At 67.2% G+C, this 16,794-nt stretch carries 13 protein-coding genes and 1 tRNA gene; 7 read left to right on the top strand and 7 right to left on the bottom strand.

Going from position 1 to position 16,794, the window contains the following annotated elements:
* Positions 1-111: 111 nt before the first annotated feature.
* Together ACRC20_RS07645 and ACRC20_RS07640 are read left to right on the top strand one after the other, a co-directional pair.
* Entirely contained in the window at positions 112-1,320 is a 1,209-nt protein-coding gene (locus ACRC20_RS07645; protein WP_438685767.1) for a DUF222 domain-containing protein, read from the top strand.
* 48 nt (positions 1,321-1,368) lie between these two features.
* A complete protein-coding gene (locus ACRC20_RS07640) occupies positions 1,369-2,319 on the top strand; it encodes a COX15/CtaA family protein (RefSeq protein ID WP_438685766.1) in 951 nt (316 codons plus the stop codon).
* Here ACRC20_RS07640 and ACRC20_RS07635 read toward each other — a convergent pair.
* The 7 genes from ACRC20_RS07635 to ACRC20_RS07605 form a co-directional block, all read right to left on the bottom strand.
* Positions 2,275-3,087 (bottom strand): hypothetical protein, encoded by an 813-nt coding sequence (locus ACRC20_RS07635; RefSeq protein WP_438685765.1) that lies wholly within the window; start codon positions 3,085-3,087, stop codon positions 2,275-2,277. The genes ACRC20_RS07640 and ACRC20_RS07635 overlap by 45 nt on opposite strands.
* An 87-nt stretch (positions 3,088-3,174) precedes the next feature.
* Positions 3,175-5,283, bottom strand: a complete 2,109-nt coding sequence (locus tag ACRC20_RS07630; protein ID WP_438685764.1) for a hypothetical protein — start codon at positions 5,281-5,283, stop codon at positions 3,175-3,177.
* A gap of 717 nt (positions 5,284-6,000) precedes the next feature.
* A complete protein-coding gene (locus tag ACRC20_RS07625) occupies positions 6,001-6,528 on the bottom strand; it encodes a hypothetical protein (RefSeq protein WP_438685763.1) in 528 nt (175 codons plus the stop codon).
* 51 nt (positions 6,529-6,579) lie between these two features.
* Entirely contained in the window at positions 6,580-6,921 is a 342-nt protein-coding gene (locus ACRC20_RS07620) for a hypothetical protein (RefSeq protein WP_438685762.1), read from the bottom strand.
* Position 6,922: 1 nt separating this feature from the next.
* Positions 6,923-7,705 carry a hypothetical protein gene (locus ACRC20_RS07615; RefSeq protein ID WP_438685761.1) on the bottom strand — a complete coding sequence of 261 codons (783 nt, stop codon included), beginning with the start codon at positions 7,703-7,705 and terminating at the stop codon, positions 6,923-6,925.
* Positions 7,706-8,002: 297 nt separating this feature from the next.
* Positions 8,003-8,773, bottom strand: a complete 771-nt coding sequence (locus tag ACRC20_RS07610; RefSeq protein WP_438685760.1) for a crotonase/enoyl-CoA hydratase family protein — start codon at positions 8,771-8,773, stop codon at positions 8,003-8,005.
* Between the two features lie 9 nt (positions 8,774-8,782).
* Complete coding sequence (locus tag ACRC20_RS07605) at positions 8,783-9,502, bottom strand: queuosine precursor transporter (RefSeq protein WP_438685759.1); 720 nt, start codon at positions 9,500-9,502, stop codon at positions 8,783-8,785.
* A 114-nt stretch (positions 9,503-9,616) separates the two neighbouring features.
* On the opposite strand from ACRC20_RS07605, the gene ACRC20_RS07600 reads away from it, so the two are divergent.
* The 5 genes from ACRC20_RS07600 (at position 9,617) to ACRC20_RS07580 (ending at position 16,756) form a co-directional block, all read left to right on the top strand.
* Positions 9,617-11,410, top strand: coding sequence for a hypothetical protein (locus tag ACRC20_RS07600; protein ID WP_438685758.1), 1,794 nt, complete (start codon positions 9,617-9,619; stop codon positions 11,408-11,410).
* A 122-nt stretch (positions 11,411-11,532) separates the two neighbouring features.
* Complete coding sequence (locus tag ACRC20_RS07595; RefSeq protein WP_438685757.1) at positions 11,533-11,946, top strand: MmpS family transport accessory protein; 414 nt, start codon at positions 11,533-11,535, stop codon at positions 11,944-11,946.
* The gene (locus ACRC20_RS07590) at positions 11,943-14,774 is read left to right on the top strand and encodes an RND family transporter (RefSeq protein ID WP_438685756.1); all 2,832 of its coding nucleotides are present in this window, start codon (positions 11,943-11,945) and stop codon (positions 14,772-14,774) included. The genes ACRC20_RS07595 and ACRC20_RS07590 overlap by 4 nt, the downstream gene beginning before the upstream one ends.
* A gap of 210 nt (positions 14,775-14,984) precedes the next feature.
* Positions 14,985-16,514 carry an L-lactate permease gene (locus tag ACRC20_RS07585; protein ID WP_438685755.1) on the top strand — a complete coding sequence of 510 codons (1,530 nt, stop codon included), beginning with the start codon at positions 14,985-14,987 and terminating at the stop codon, positions 16,512-16,514.
* Between the two features lie 168 nt (positions 16,515-16,682).
* A tRNA-Gly gene (locus ACRC20_RS07580) sits at positions 16,683-16,756 on the top strand.
* Positions 16,757-16,794 lie beyond the last annotated feature (38 nt).

Raw genomic sequence — 16,794 nt, 5'->3', positions numbered from 1 at the left:
CTGCCCGCTTCGTCAAGTCGGCAACGAGCATTGCGCAGGCTGCATTAAGTAGGCACGCGAGCGTGTGGTTTTTCCTTGTTCCGCCTGGTGTTTTCGGGTAGAATCGAACGTATGGATGACACGGCGGGAACCGGTTCGGCGGTGAGGGATCTGCTTGCCGCGCTCGCAGAAGTGGAGCGCGAGGAGGCGGTGCTGCTGTCGCGGAAGGCTGTGCTGGTGGCGAGGATCGCCGAGGAGGTGGCGCAGCGCCAGATCCGCGAGGAGAAGGCCGTGGGGAAAGGGATTTTCTCCTTCGCCACGCGTGAGGCCGTGCTCTTAGAACTTGCTCCCGTGCTCGGGGTGTCGTCGCGCGGCGCGGAGGCCATGCTGTCCTTCGCGGAGGACATGACGGTCAACTATCCGAAACTCGGGGCGAAGCTGGCGGCGGCCGAGGTCTCGGCGAAAGCCGCCCGGTTCGTGGGCGAGAACCTCAGTTTCGCCCCGAGCGGTTGCCGGGAGGAGCTGGACGCGTGGCTCGCCGCCCAGGCACCGCGCTGGCGGATGTGCTCGTACGGGAAGATCTCGCAACTGATGGAGGCCCAGTACCTGCGGCTCGACCCGGAGTGGTGCAAGAAACGCAGGGAGCGGGCGCACAAGTCCCGCTCCTTCACCATCACCCCCGTCAGTGACGGCATGGCGGATTTGCGTGGGACGATGCCGCTGGAAGCGGCAGCCGAGTTGCGCGAACGCCTCGACGCCATCGCCCGCACCGTGTGCCCCGACGACGGAAGACCCATCTTCACCCGCCACAGCGACGCACTCGCGATCCTCGGCGAAGAACACCAACTCGTCTGCGAATGCGGCAAGCCGTCCTGCAAGGCAGCCCAAAGACCCGCACATCACACCAAGAACATCGAACTCGTCATCACCGAGACCACGCTTCTGGCTGGCGACGCCGCACCCGCGCTCCTGGACGGAGCCCCGATTGACTCGGGACTCGCACGAATGCTCGCCAAAGCGGCCTCGCGGATCAAATTCACCACAGACCCCCAGCAATACAAGCCAACTTCAGCAGTCGAGACCCACGTCAACACACGCGATGGACACTGCCGCTTCCCCGGCTGCTACCGGCGAGCCCGAACAGAGTTGGATCACACCATCCCGTTCAACCACGAACACCCCGAATCCGGTGGCCTCACCATTCCCGAAAACCTGAAACGCCTCTGCCGACACCACCACCGAGCCAAAACCCACGGCCACTGGCACGACACACAAGAACCCGACGGAACCGTCCACTGGACCAGCCCAACCGGCCAACACCACACCACCAGCCCAAGCTGAACCGGACCCATTTCTACTACTATCCGTAGTAGAAACTACGATGAGTTCGTGAACACAGCCCAGAAGGACCGCATCGCGAACTGGCAGCCCACCTCCGGGCAGCAATGGCTCGCCGCGCTGGTCTGCCTCGTGACGCAAGGGCTCATCACCGTCACCGGCGCGGTGGTGCGCGTCACCTCGTCCGGCCTTGGATGCCCCACCTGGCCTGGTTGTTTCCCCGACAGCATGACACCGAGACCCGACGCGCTGGTCCCCTGGCAGCATCAGGCAATCGAATTCGGCAACCGAACGCTCACCGGTTTGGTGAGCCTCGCGGCCATCGCCGTCGCGTTGCTGGTCACGCGTGCGCACCGCAGGCGCGAAGTGCTGGTCCTCGGCTGGGCCATGATCGGCGGCACGCTCGCGCAGGCGGTGATCGGCGGCATCACCGTGCTCGCGGGCCTGAAATGGTGGACCGTGGCGATCCACCTCGTCGCCTCGATGGCGATGGTCTGGCTCGCGACCCTGTTGGTCGTGAAAATCCGCCAGCCGGACAACGACCTGCCCGCGCACGGCGCCGACCGGGGGCTGCGAGCCAGCGCGACCGTGTCCGGCGTGCTGCTCGTGCTCGTCCTCGTCGCAGGCACATTCGTGACAGGCGCGGGCCCGCACGCGGGAGACAAGAGCCCGACGCGACCCGTCGCGCGCCTCGATCTGCCGATCGTCGAGCTCGCCCGCTGGCATGGCGTACTCGTGCTGGCGTATCTCGCGTCTTTGGCCGCGCTCGCGTGGTTCGCGCGTGCGGCAGGCCCGCAAGCCCGCAGAGCGGCAGTCCTCGTCGTCGGGCTCGCCCTTGCCCAAGGCGCGCTCGGCATAGCGCAGTACCACCTCGGCGTGCCCGCGCTGCTCGTGGTGCTGCATGTGGCGGGCGCGGTCGTGGTGACCTCGGCGACAGCGCTCGCGTGGACCCGCGCCTCAAGACCGGTCGAGATTCGTGAGATCTCGCCCGTCGCGCAATAGCCACACGCCGGTCTCCATGTAGAGCCACAACGCGTCCAACCATGGGCCGTGTAGCTCGGCGAGCCTGCACGCCAGCTCGTTCAGCAGATCCCCCGCGTGACAATGCCACGCGATGACCAGCTCGAACAGGTCCGCCATCGGCTCGCCTGCGTATTCGAGCGAGAGCCGCAGGCCCGCCTCTTTCGAGGGGCGCAGATCCTGCAGCATCGCGTACGGGGAGCCGCACGCTTGCCGGAGCACGTCCGGCGGGAAAGCGTGCTGGAGCGCCGAGGACAGCCGCCAGTGCCGGACCGGAGGGGCAAGCCCTTCCGGCAGGACGAACCACCCTTGCGCCCCCGCCGCGATATCCTCGCGCGAAGTCCGCCAGAGCTCGTCTCCGCCGTTCTCGCGGGCGAGGGCGTCGTATCCGTCCCGCCGCCAATCGACGCCTGTCCACGACTGTTCCGTTTCTTTCGCCCACGCACGAGCCGCCGCCAACAACGCCGACGCCTCTTCGCCCGCCTGCGCCGCGTGTTCCCACAACGCCAACGCGGCCCGGTCGAACATCGCTTCCAGCATCCGGCGGGTGAACCCGACCGGCGGCAGCTCGCCAGGTCCCAGCGCATCGCGGTATTCCGCGAAAACGCGCTGCTGCAGCGGATCGTCCGGGGACCGCGCAGCGTTCATGGCCCGCAGCCGCTCATAGCCGCACGCCGCTCGGCATGCCATCGCCTCCGCCCAGCCCGCCGCCTCGAAAAAGCCTTCGGCAGCTGCCTCCATCAGGCCCACATGTTCAAGCCTTGTCCCTCGCACCGCAGCGGCCCACACAGCCGCGTCAGGAGCCGTTGCCCAATCCATCTCGCGCCCGTCCCCCGCTCACCAGTTAGGCCCGCCGCCGCGCTCTTCCCTGCGGTACTGGTCGAGCTCTTGCTTCCAGCGGGCGTTCGTGAGCTGTGGCCGCTGCGCCCGTTCGGCGGCCTCCCGATACCAGGCCGCCTCTTTGGCGGGCAGGCCCGTCGGGTCGTACAGCCCGTCCGGGTCAAGGCGCGCCAGATCCTGGGCGTGCCTGAGCGGGTCGTTCTGCTTCACGCGCAGCTCCTCGCCGCCGAGGGACCGCGCGTCCGCGACGGCCGTTTGCGGCACGTCCGCCTCGTAGCCCGGACGGCCGGGCCAGTACGACTCCACTTGATGCTGCAAGCGCAGCAGCCCGTCAACGCTCTCCGTGTCCGGTTCCTCCAAGAAGCAGACCGCGACGAGCCGCCAAGACCTGTCGCCGTCGAGCCCGCTGTCCAGCAGCCATCGCCCGAGCCCCCGCGCGAGCAGGCCCGCGTCGGTGATGTGGTCGGTCGCCGCCGGGGCCTGGGAGCGGTCCAAGATCCGCGTCCCCTCGGGCAGGCGCATCTCGGGGTCGGCCTCGCCCATCCACCCGGTCGTGGTCACTCGCGCGGCGACCGGCCGGAACACGCCCGCGTCCCGGTTCGGCTCCACACGGGAGTCCTCGAACAACAACACCAAACCGGTGACGCCGACATGCTCGAACGGCGGCTGCTCGACCCTGCCCCAGGTGACGCCGTCCGCGAGGAACCCGGCCCGGCCCGCGCCGACGATCGTGCCGCCGTTGACGATCCAGTGCGCGAGCTCTCCCGCGCCGGACGCGGGGTGCGCCGAGGCCAGCGATCCCGCCAGCCCGCCGAACGAGGAGAGGAGCTGCGCAGATTGCGCGTGCGCCGACTGCAAGGCCGTCGGGGACAACTGGGCCGCCCGTACCGTGCCCAACGCTTGGTTCTGGTGGTCGAGACGCCTGCCCGTGCCCGAGGCTCCGCCCGCCGTGTCGCCGCGCAGCGCGTCGCGCAGGGCAGCCTGCTGCGCGGACTGGGCATGTGTCGCCCCGCCAGCGCCAACACCGCCGCCGCCTCGGCTCAAGCCAGAGCCTTGCTGAGGACCGGAGCCAGACGAGGACGACTGCGCCGCAGGCTTCTCTGCCACGCCAGCGCCTTGCACGCCGGTCCGGGGCGCTTCCGAACCGCCCCCGAGTCCTCCGATACGGGGCGCGAGACCGGCGCCCGCGCCGGGACCGCCCGCGAGGCCGCCAATGGAAGGCAGGGCTCCGGCTCCCCCACCGCCGCCAGCGCCCCCGCCGGAGATCGAGGGCGGGGGCGCGGCCTGCGGCTTGCCCGCCACTGCGGCGCCCGACTGCAAACCGGTTGCGGCGGAACCGCTGCCCGTCGGCGCGCCAGCGCCGCCCGAACCGCTGCCGCCAGCGCCTTGGGAAGCGCTGGCGCCGCCAGCCCCTTGGCCGCCTGCTCCCGGCACAGCGGATTGCTGGCCGGACTCATCTGTACGGGAAGCGCCCTGCTGTGTGTCGGTGCGCCCTGTCTCGCTCACGACAGGGCGAGCGGGAGCATCACTTCCAAAGCTGGCTTGCCCCGTCTCGCTCTTCACAGGATGAGCAGGTGCATCGCGCCCAAAACTCGTTTGCCCCGTCTCGCTCTCCACAGGGCCAACAGCGGTGTCGCTTCCAGCATCCGTGCGCCCTGTCTCGCTCTTCACCCCACCGCTGTTCCAGCTTGTGGGACGCCCGTCGAAGCCGTAGTCGCCACCCGCAGGTTCCTTGTACTTCCCGTTCAGCGCATTGACCCTTGTGGTCTCGTTGGCCGACATGTCGTCTTCGAGCTGTTTCCTTGCTTGTTCCATATGGGTCTCTTTGCCAGCTTGATGCAGCATCCAATCAGGCCAGAATTGGGTTTTCTGGATCTTCTCCAGCGCTTTGCCCCCTGCGTCCTGGTCGTTCGACTTCGAGTCTTTGACCGGTCCGGCAGCTGCCTCCATGAACTGCTGTCCAGCAAGCGCCTTCGCCGCCAAGGCTCCGCCCTTGCGGCGGAACTCCAACTGGCGCGCCTTGACCGCGCTATAGGAGTCCGACTGCTTCCCGTCGATTTCGAATGCGCCTAACAGCTCGTCATACGCCTGATCGGCTTGCTCCAACGCTGACTGCAGAGCCTTCAAACCTGCGTCGTGCCCCTTCGCCGACGAGTCCAGCACCGACTCGTCGGCGTCCGAATAGTGTTTGTCAGCTATATCTTTAAATGCGCCATACTTGTCCGGCCATGGCATTCCCATATTATCCAAGCCCTCTCTTGAGTAATTTTCAGGCAACCGTATTTACTTTCTGCATGCCTCTTTGAGCCCGTCCAAGGCATCGCCGCAAGAACTCGCCAGTGGGTTTATTTCTGCCGCTGAAGAATGTGCGCCTGCCGCATCGGAAAACTTGTCTGCCGCGTCCGCGAATCGCTTAATCGCATCACCGACACCATGGGGAGCCCCGGCGCCAACCAAGCCTCGCAGAAGCGGAATCGTCCTCTCGGCAGCTGCCCGGAACTTATCGCCAGCGTCGCTCACCTCCGGATCGCCGAAACCAGATTTTCCAGCAAGCTTCCAATAAGCGTCGGAAGCGCTCGTGATGTCCCGAGTCCGTCCCAGAGCCCGGCTGCACAGCAGGCTCCGATCATTGATCGGGCTGATGTTGGGCGTGGTCGGGGCAGGCGTGGCTGCCGTAGCGCCAGCCACCGTCTGAATGGTGGCAGCAGGGCCGCCGCCCTCGCCCCTCTCGCAGGCGGCAACGCCGAAAACAGCCACACTAGCAAGGACTGCCCGCACGGGCTGCCCGACCAAAATTCTCATCGCATACACCTTCATCCCTAACTAATCGCCACAAGCTTTATTTGCGACATCAAGCGCATCCATATACTTGTGATTCAAAGGATTCAGCTCATCCGCGCCCGATCGCGAGGCGACTGCGTCGGCAAAACTTTTTACAGCTTCGACGAACTGGCGAATGGCGTCTCCAACATCCCGAGGGGCTTCGGGCCCAACGGCAGAGAGAAGCAATGGCGAAAGTCTTCCGACCACTTCCGTGGCATGGTCAGCCGCAGCGCTCACTTGGGGATCAGTCCAAGACCAACCATGCGCCAGGGTTAATTTTCGGTATGCGTCCGTCGCATTGACAATCTCTTGACCCCGCGAGTTGAAATAATGACACAGTTTCGCCCGATCATTGATCGGGCTGACGTTCGGCGTGGTCGGGGCAGGCGTGGCTGCCGTAGCGCCAGCCACCGTCTGGACGATGGTGGCAGCAGTGCCCCCGCCCCCTCCCCTCTCGCAGGCGGCAACGCCCAGAACCGCCAAACCGGCGAGCACCGCCGCCGAACCACGCCCATACCCTCGTGCCATTCTCGACTGCTCCTTTTCGCTTCGCATCGTTGAACGTGTCTTCCCTTCGCCCTACTCGAACCCTGTGATCAGCGGCCTGTTCAGATCGACTTTGAGCGAGGCCGTGTTGTCCGCTTCCCGAGCGGTGTACTCGGCCACAGCCGCCCGCGCCGCGTCTCGGTCGTGCTCCGCGACCTCGTTCGTCGCGCTGAACTGCTTGTCCTTGTTCTCTTGGTCGGCCTGGGACTGCCGTCTGAGGTTGCCGTTCTTGGCGTCGCTCCCCGCAGCTGCGCAGAACTCCTTCGTATGGGCGTTGAGCTGGTCCACCGCCGCACGGACCGCCTGGAGCGCGCCCGCGATTTTCGCCTCGGCCACATTGATCTTGTCGGTGTCGACCTGCGTTTGCCCCGCCACGTCACATTGCCTTTCCGTCTTGTGGCCCTTCGACCAGCTCGCTGAATTTCGCTTGGGCTTTCGCCGCGCACATCGGGACGACCCTGTCGAGGCGCGAGCCCACCCGCGCGAAGACCCCCGGGTGCAGCCAGAGCGAGAACGGCGCCGAGTAGTCCGTCGTCACGACGACCGACGGCGAGCGCTCGTCATCCGTTCCCACGAATTTCACTGCCGTCGTGTCGATTCGCCGCAGCCGCTCCAGCGTCCGGGCGGCCCGCTCCTCCGCCTCGACGACTTGGGGCGTGAGCACCACGCCGGGATCGGATCGGAGGATCTCCCTCGGGTCCGAGGGCAACGCCACGAGCGCTCTCGCGATGCGCTCCCGCGCCGCGCGCTCGTCCGACTCGCGCTGCCGCTCCGCAGTCGCGCGTGGCCCCTCGGCCCTCGTGCGCTCGCGGATGTGCTCGTCAACAGTGTCCGGCCGCATGTGCTCTGGCAGAGCCCAGTACTCGTCGTAGTACCGGTTCTCCAAGTCCGCCCTGCTCGGCGCGGGCTTGTGGAAGGCGTCGTTCACCGCCACGAGGAGTTTTCGAATCGCGGCGACCACCGCCGACTCGATGATCCGCGCCAAATGCTCTGCCCCGACCAGCTCGTTGCGCGGCCCTCGGCGCAGCTCCAAGTCCGCCCGAAGCCTGTCCCAGTCCAGCCACAGCTCGGTCAAGGCGCACCCGTGCCCCACCGTTGCGCGCGCCCTGCCGCATTCCGAATGCCCCGTCGCCGTCAATTTCGGCAGCACCTCTGCCATGCGGCGGACTCGTTCCTCGTATGGCTGGAGCTCTCGGGGCGCAGGCAACGCATCATCAGATCCGGCCACCTTTTCCCGTCTTTCGCCATGGCGGGCCCGAAGGGCCGGGCCCGTTGTTCCTTCCAGTCTGGAACGGGCGAAGGAGGCAGAAAAGCACCTGAAAAGTTGATTTTGCGCGATCATGGAGGATATTTGCCGCATTCCCCCGAAAGAGGCACACGGGGGCAAGAAAGCTGGCTGCTGCCGCAGAAAATTTGCGTGTGATTTACAACATGGAATCCTCGATGTTACGGCGGGCTACGAAAAATCGCCGTGCCTGCCGCTGCCGCCCGCGAACTTGCCTGCCCCGGCCACCGACTCCGCCGCGAGCGAGACCAGCCCGTGCCGCCATTCGTTCTGCAATGCCTCGCCCAGGGACAGGTGCTCCTGCTCATATGCGGAGAGCCGGTCGTGGCGCATGCACTGCTGTGGGAATTTCGCGAGCTCTTCCGCCAGGGCGACGGCCTCGTCCAGCGCCTTGCCGGGCGCGCTCACCCTGTTCGCCAGACCAATCGCCAGCGCTTCCCGCGCGTCCACCGGCCTGCCGGTGAGGATCATGTCCAATGCGCGCGACTGGCCGATGAGCCGAGGCAGCCGGACCGTCCCGCCGTCGATGAGCGGAACGCCCCAACGGCGGCAGAACACCCCGAACACCGCGCCGGGGTCGACGACCCGCAAGTCTGCCCAGAGGGCGAGTTCGAGCCCGCCCGCGACGGCATAGCCTTCGACGGCGGCGATCACCGGCTTCGAGAGCACGAGGCGGGTCGGGCCCATCGGGCCGAGGTTCTGGCCGTCCGGGGGGACGACATGGTCAACCGCTCCCGCAGAGACGGCCTTGAGGTCGAAACCGGCGCAGAAGCTCCCCCCTGCCCCGTGGAGCACCGCGACGCTCGCCGCGCCGTCGGCCTCGAACGCCAAGAACGCGTCGGACAACGCCTTGGCATGCTCGCCGTCGACCGCATTGCGGGCCTCGGGCCGGTCGATCGTGACGACCGTGACCGCGCCAGAACGTTCTACCCGGACAGCCATGGCCCGACTCTACGCCTCGGGCCCGTAACTGGGCTCAAGGCGCTTGACGAGCTTGATGACTTGATAGGTCATCGGCATGACCAGGAATTCCACCGCCGATTTCCACAGGAAGCCGAACACCGTGTAGTTGACGAAGTCCCCCCATGTGGCGATGCCGATCGCGCCAGCCGCGATGGAGCAGAACACGACGGTGTCCACGAGCTCCCCGGCAAGGGTCGAGCTCGACAGCCGCAGCCACAGCTTCCGCTCGCCGGAGCGGCGCTTGAGCGCGACCATGACATAGCTGTTGACCAGCTCTCCCAGGACGAACCCCGCGAGCCCCGCCGCAAGGAGCTGCGGCGTCGCGCCGAGCACTTGGCCGAACGCCTCCGTCCGGTCGTAGAACCACGCGGCGGGCAGGCCGATGGCGGCGCGGAAGCACACCGCCGCGAGGATCAGGCCCGCGAACCCGGCCCACACGACGCGCCGGGTGGCCTTGAACCCGTAGACCTCGCTCAGCACGTCGCCGATCACGTAGCTGAGCGGGAAGAGGAAGAACGCTCCGTCCGTCACGACCGGCAAGACCTGCACCGGCCCGATCGAGAATGAAGCCCCGGAGAACAGCTCGACGCCCTTGCTGGCCGTGATGTTCGAGATGATTTCGACCGCCATGAACAGCTGGGCGAGCACCACGTACGGCGCGCTCGGCAGCGCGGCCCAACGGACCCGCGCGCGGTTCTCCTCGGGCATGCGGCAATTGAAACACGCGGCGCAGGAACCACGCTGGCCGGTGGCGGCGTTGTCGAAGAAGAAGTAGGCTGAGTCCACCGTACGACGCGCAGTCACGAGGAGTGGGAGTTTTCGATGAGCCTTGGCGAGGATCCGCCGCACGATGTCGCGGGGTCCGACGAGGCGATCCTGCCCGTTTCCGAGCAGCCCGTCGAACCGTCCCCGCCGAGCGCTCCCCCGCCCGCGACGCGTCGTGTCGTGCAGCTGCCGCAGACCGCCGACCTGTTCGCGTTCCATTCCGCAGCGCTGACCACTTCCTCCGACGGGCTGTCCGTGGTCAAGGTGAACCGCTTCGGCGAGATCCTCGACGTCCGCCACACCGGCCCGGACCCCCGGACTGATTCGTGGGTGCTGCGCTTCGCCGAGATCGGGAAGATCATGGCGCAGGCCAGGTGGACATGGTCCGTGGCGCTCGCCGCGATGGGCGGCATGGGCGTCGCCGAGCATTTCGGGCTCGACAAACTGCCCGCGCCGTCGGGACAAGGCCGTCAGGGCAGAGCCGTCCAGCCGAGGGCGGTCGCGCTCAAACACGACTTCCCCGGCGGCGTCGAGCTGTCGTTCGGGGCGCCGCGCTCCCCCAGAGCCGCCGCGCACGCCACTGCAGAGGCGGACGAGGCGGAGCAGAACCCGTTCCCGCCCCTGCTCCTCGACGTGGACTGCCCCGACCCCGACTACCCGGAGCTGCTCGAGAAGGCGCAATCCTGGTTCTTCAGCGGTTCGCAAGACGAGCGGGTGAAAGCTGTCGTGGACGCCGCAGGCAGGCAAGTCGCCTGGTACACCAGGGGCGATCTCTCCAGCCTCTACACCAAGGCCCAGCTCGAAGACGTCCTGCAGCACTGCCTCCTGCTCGCGAGGCGCGAGGCGCAGGTCTGGCTCGCCAAGCATTTCGCCCCGCTCTGGCAGCGCTACCCGACCTGGTTCGCCACGCACACGCCCGAAGACCGGGACTGGGGCTCCGACGCGGACCAAGTCCCCGATTCGCTCATCGGCTCCGGCTGGTCCGCGGGATCGGCCCGCACCTACGACGCGCTCCCCGAGTTCCTCGCGCAGCCCTCGGGCCGCTGGCAGCCCCACGACGCGAAACTGTTCGGGTGGCCGAGGGACTCGTTCGGCGACCTCGCGGCAAAGCAGGCCGAGACGCGCGTCGCGCTTGGCGAGCGGCTCTCGCTGACCGTCGACGCAAGGGGCCGGGTGGTGTCGTGGTCCGCAGACCCCGACCTGCTCCGCTGGCACACTCTCGGCGAGATCGAATGGATGCTGACCAGCATGTATTTGAATATCTGCAAAGACCTGCAGCTGGGCCTGTCCGCCCTGGCGCGGCAAACGGACCCCGACGCGGGCATCCGCACGCTCGTGATCGGCTTGGTCGATTTCTCTGTGCACGCGCCAGAATTCGCCCAACTGCGCTGGTGCAGCGCCGCCCCGATGCGGCAGGACTACGAGCCTGCCCCGAAGCGGGCCGACGCGCTTGCGGGCAAATTCGGCCTCCGGGTTTGTGCGCCTGGGCGCGAAAGCGACCGGCACGACCTGTACAGCGCGGCTTCACAAGTCGCCGTCACCTGCGTCGACAGCCCCCAATCGCTGCTCTCGGTGAGCGTCGGCGGAAACTGCGAGCCGCTCGACGTCCGAGTGGATCCGGCTTGGGCGCAGCGGTACGAGCAGGAGGACGTGCCTTGGCTGCTCGACCAGCTCTACCAGCGTGCGGTCGACCTGGTCCTCGAGGCGCAGATCCGGATCCTGTTGCCGGTGTGGCGCACTCCCGAGCACCTCGTCGTTGACCGCGATGTGCCCCGGCTCTGGTTCCTCGCCCATCTGCCGACTCCGTTCCATCACGCGCCGACCGTCGTGCTCGACGACGAGTCGAGATGACGTGAGTCACAATTTATTGTGATCTATGCCCATTGGCACTGAAATTCATCACTCCCACCAGCTGGTATGGCCTATAACATAATGCTCACTTGATCCCGGTCTTGCCCGAAGAGGAGCTGAGTGTGAAGAACGCATGGGTGTACTTGGTCGTGGCTGCGACCCTCGCCGCCACAGCGGCGTACGTGGCGCATCTGCGGCTGAGCGAGATCCCCGATCTGGCGATCGGGTACTCGCCCAAACCGCCCGAGCTGGGCAGGCTGCGGGAGAAAACCATCGACTACGAGGTCTCCGGGCCCCCCGGGGCCGCCGTGGCGCTCTCCTACCTCGACGAGAACAACGCCGTCCAACAGGTCAATGCCACGCTGCCGTGGCGGACGACGCTGCGCACCCATCGGCTGACGATCCCCATCGGCGTCACCGCCCAAGCGAGCGCGGGACAAGTCTCCTGCCGGATCCTCGTCAACGGGCAGCAGCTCGACGAGCAGTCGACGACCGGGGCCGCCGCGTCCGTGACCTGCAATGTGGTGAGCGCATGAAGCGCCCGCTGCTCGCCCGGCTGCTCCACAAGCTCGCCGCGCCCGTCATCCTCGTCTGGCTGCTGCTCGCAGCGGGCCTCAACCTCGCCATCCCGCAGCTGGAGAGCGTGATCAAAGAGCACGCCCAGTCCTTCCTTCCGGACGAGGCCGCCTCCGTGCAGGCTTTCATGAAGCTCGGCAAGTACTTCGGCGGGACCGGGACGAACAACTTCGGCTACCTCCTCCTCGAAGGAGACCAACAGCTCGACGAAGGGGCGCACCAGTACTACGCCGCGCTCCTCAAGAAGCTGCTCGACGACAAGAAGCACGTCAACTCGGCACTGGACCTCTGGTCCGATCCGAACTTCGCGCCCGCGAACGAGAGCCACGACGGGAAGGCCGCATACGTCCTGGTCAACTTGTCGGGGAACATGGGCACGGCGTTGGCCATGGACTCAACGCAGGCGGTCCGCGACATCATCGCCGCGAACCCTCCCCCTGCGGGGCTCCACGTCTACCTCACCGGGGCCTCGGTCGTGGTGAACGACGAGCTTGTCGCCATCAACGACTCGATCATCATCCTGCTCGCCGCCTGTACCGTGCTCGTCGGCGGGGTCCTGCTCTGGGTGTACCGGTCGCCGGTCACCATCATGGTGCCGCTGATGACCGTCGGGCTCAGCCTCGCAGTGGCCAGGGCGGTGGTCGCGCTCTGCGGGATGCACGGCGTCATCGGCGTCTCCATCTTCGCGTCCTCGCTGCTCTCAGTGATCGTGCTCGGCGCGGGAACGGACTACGGCATCTTCCTGCTCGGCAGATACCAGGAGGCCCGCCGGGCGGGCGAAGACCCGGAGAGCGCCTACTACACCGCGCTCGCCGGGACGCAGCACATCATCATCGCGTCGGGGCTGACCGTCGCGGGCGCGACCGCCTGCATGGTGTTCACCCGGCTCGCGATCTTCTCCACCTCCGGACTGCCCTGCACCATCGCCGTGACCGTCACACTCGCGGCGGCCCTCACCCTCGGCCCCGCGCTCCTCGCGCTCGGGAGCAAGCTCGGCTTCCTCGAGCCACGCGAGCGGCGAGCGATCCGCCGTTGGCGACGAATCGCCACCTGCGTGGTCCGTTGGCCTGGGCCGGTCCTCGTCGCGAGCCTCGGCGTGCTCGCCGTGGTGATCCTCATCCTGCCCACCTATGTGGTGAACTACGACGAGCGCAAGGCCCAGCCGAGCGACTCGCCCGCGAACACCGGGATCGTCGTCGCCGACCGCCACCTGCCGCCGAACATCCTGATCCCGAACCTTTTCGTGGTCGAGGCCGACCACGACATGCGCAACCCCTCGGACCTGATCGCGCTCGCGAAAGCGGCCAACGCCATCGCCACGCTCCCCGGCGTCAGCCAGGTGCAAGGCATCACCCGGCCGCTCGCGGTCCCGCTCGAACAGGGCACGCTCACCAGCCAGGCCGGGTACATCGGCGACCGGCTCACGCAGATGACCGGCCTGCTCGGCCAACGCCTCGACGATCTCAACACGCTCTCCGACCGCATCGGGCAGCTCTCGGGCGTCGTCAACGGCCTCGAAGGCGTGCTCAACTCCGGCAAGCAGGGGTTCGGGCAGGTCGTCGGCAGCGCCCAGCAGTTGCAGACGGCGCTCGCGGGCGTGGTCGAGAAGCTGGACTCGCTGCGCGACACCGCCGAGCCCGCGAAACAGTTCGTGAGCTCGATTCCGAACTGCGAGAACAACGAACTCTGCCAAGCCGCGCTCACCGGATTCTCGCTCTTCGACGACCTCGACCAGTTCGACGGCCTCGTCAAAGGGCTCGTGCACAGCACGAGCGCCGCCGCGCAGACGCTTCCCCAGCTCTCCGCGCAGCTCGGCGGGCTCAAAGGCTTCGTCGCCCAGGCCAAGTCTGTGCTCGCGCCGTTGCAGAGCACGCTCAGCGCTCTGCTCCCCCAGGTCAAGCAGATCACCCAGTTCACCGAGGAGATCAGCAAGAGCTTCGCGGCGGGCGACCCGAACGGGTTCTTCTTCCTCCCGAGCCAAGCGCTGGAGAACCCCCTCTTCAAAGGGGCCATGCCCTACTTCTTCTCGCCAGACGGCAAGGCCACACGGATGGTCGTCACCGCCGAGATGCCCGGCTTCAGCCAAGAAAGCATGGATTTGAGCGCGAAGATCGTTCCGGCGGCGCTCACCGCGATCAAAGGCACCTCGCTCGCGGGAAGCACCGTGAGCGTCGGCGGCGCGGGCGGCACGCTGCTCAACATCCAAGCCTTCGCCCGCGAGGACTTCGTCACCAGCGCCGTCGCCGCATTCGCGTTCGTGTTCTGCGTGGTGCTCATCCTGCTGCGCAGCCTTGTCGCAGCCCTCGCGGTGATCGGCAGTGTGGCGCTGTCCTATCTCTCCGCGCTCGGCCTGAGCATCTTCATCTGGCAGGACCTCATCGGCAACCCGCTGCACTGGTCGGCGGCCCCGGTCTCGTTCGTCTTCCTCGTCGCCGTCGGCGCGGACTACAACCTCTTGCTGGTCGCGCGGTTCAAAGAGGAACTGCACGCCGGGATCAACACCGGCATCATCCGCGCCATGGCCTCGACGGGCGACGTGGTCACCACGGCAGGCCTCGTCTTCGGCTTCACGATGTTCGCGATGATCTCGGGCTACGCCCACAACATCGCCCAGATCGGGACCATGGTCGGCATCGGGCTCTTCCTCGACACCCTGATCGTGCGCTCGTTCGTCATCCCGTCGGTCGCCGCGCTCCTCGGCAAATGGTTCTGGTGGCCCATCGTGGTGCGCAGCCGGCCCGAGCGGGCCCGGATCCGACCGCACAACATCGAACAGCCGGTGAGATGAATCAGACGCCGCGCTATGCCGCCATCTCCGGGCGCATGGCGGCATAAGATAGAGCTGTCGTTCGCAGCTACACCGGTCGCCGAGGGAACCACGGGCACCGGTCTGCGGAACATCGGCTTGACGACCACGGCGGGGCAAGCCTTTCCCGAAGCTTGAGGAGAACTGGATGGCGAGTCGAGCCCGCCCAGCCGATGTCGAACCGGCGGGTGTGTGATCGCGTTGCAGGCAATTTTGGCAGCGGCTCCGCTCGTCGCGCTTTTCCTGCTGGTCAGTGTTTTCGGAGTGCGCGCGCACAAAGCCGTGCTGATCAGCCTCGCCCTCGCCCTGCTCCTCGCGACTGCGTTGTTCCGCCAACCCGTCGGCCAGGCGCTGTCGAGCGCCGCCGAAGGCGCCCTGTTCGGCGTCTTCCCGATGGGATGGACGATATTCAACGCGGTGTGGCTCAACAAGCTGCAGCGGGCCACGCGATATTTCAACGTGGTCGGGCGGACCTTCTGCGCGGTGTCGAGCGACGCCCGGGTCCAGGCGATCCTTGTCGCCTTCTGCTTCGGGTCGGTGGTGGAGGCGGTGTCCGGGTTCGGGACTCCGACGGCGATCACGTCTGTGATGCTGATGTCGCTCGGCTTCCAACCCGTCCGGGCCGCGATCATCGCTTTGTTCGCGGAGGCTTCTGTGTCGGGGTTCGGCCCGATGGGCACCCCGGTGGACGCGCTCGCGAAGGTGACCGGGTTCCCTGCCGCCCAGCTGGGCGGCCTGGTCGGGTTGTTCTCCGCGATCGTGAACGTGGTGATGCCGTTCGTCCTGCTCGCGCTGCTCGACGGGCGACGGGCGCTGCGCGAGCTCTGGCCCGTCGGGCTGGTCGTCGGGATCAGTTTCGGCGGCGGCCAGTACCTGTGCGCGCGGTTCTTCGCCTATCAGCTCACCGATGTGGCCTCGGCGGTCTGTTCGCTCGTCGCGCTCGGCGTGTTCCTGAGGCTCTGGACCCCGCCCGGCGTGGCGCAAGCGCGCACGCCGAGCCCCGACTCGGCGCGGGACAAGATCGTCGCGTTCTCGCCGTACGTCCTGCTGACCGCTGTCTTCGCGGTGGAAACCTTCGTCGGCCCCGTGCGCAGGCTGCTCGCGGCCACCGACATCTCCTTCCACTGGCCGGGCCTGCCCGCGACCGGCCTCGCTGCCCCGTTCAGCACATTCCACCTCGCGTGGGCGAGCTCCTCGGGGACGACGTTGTTCCTTGTCGGAGTCGCCTCTGCCGCGCTCATGGGGGTCAGCGCGCGCCGCGCGCTCGCCGCGCTGGGCGAGGCCGCCGCGCAGATCCGTGTCGCCGCGTTCACCATCGCCGCGATGCTCGCCCTCGCCTACGTCATCAATATCTCCGGAATGGCGCTCGCCCTAGGGAGCCAGGCGGCCGAGCTGGGACGGGGCTTCGCCTTCCTCTCTGCCGCGGTCGGATGGTTCGGGGTGGTCCTGACCGGTTCGGACACCACCTCGAACGCGTTGTTCGGCGGCATGCAAGCGGCGGCGGCCACGCGGGTCGGACTGTCGCCCTCCCTGCTCGCGGCGGCGAACAGCGCGGGCGGGTTCTTCGGCAAACCGATGTCGCTGCAGAGCCTCGCCCTCGCGGGCAGCGCGGTGGGGCTCACGGGGCGGGAGGGCGAGCTGTTCCGGATCTCGGCGAAATGGTGCGTGCCGCTGCTCGCGGGATTCTGCCTCGTCTCAGGCGCGATCGCCTTATGGGGCTAGCGCCGCCCCCTGCGCGGCCGTCCGACAAGGCTGGCACGCCGCCTGCCCGAAAACCCCGGTCGCGAATCGCCCGCGCCGTCAGCTATACTGCTATCCCAGCGCGAGACACGATCTCATGATCGAGCCTCCACGCCCCTGGCCTCGGAAAACGAGTTTTTCCTAGCCCCTGCCGATGTAGTTCAATGGTAGAATGTCAGCTTCCCAAGCTGAACACGCGGGTTCGATTCCCGTCATCGGCTCCACAAGACCATTCCAAACGCAATCAACAGCTTCCCAAGCT

Origin of the sequence: Segniliparus sp. (genome assembly GCF_051660745.1) — a bacterium.
In the GTDB taxonomy this organism is placed as follows: domain Bacteria; phylum Actinomycetota; class Actinomycetes; order Mycobacteriales; family Mycobacteriaceae; genus Segniliparus.
This window is presented reverse-complemented; position numbering and strand designations above follow the sequence as displayed.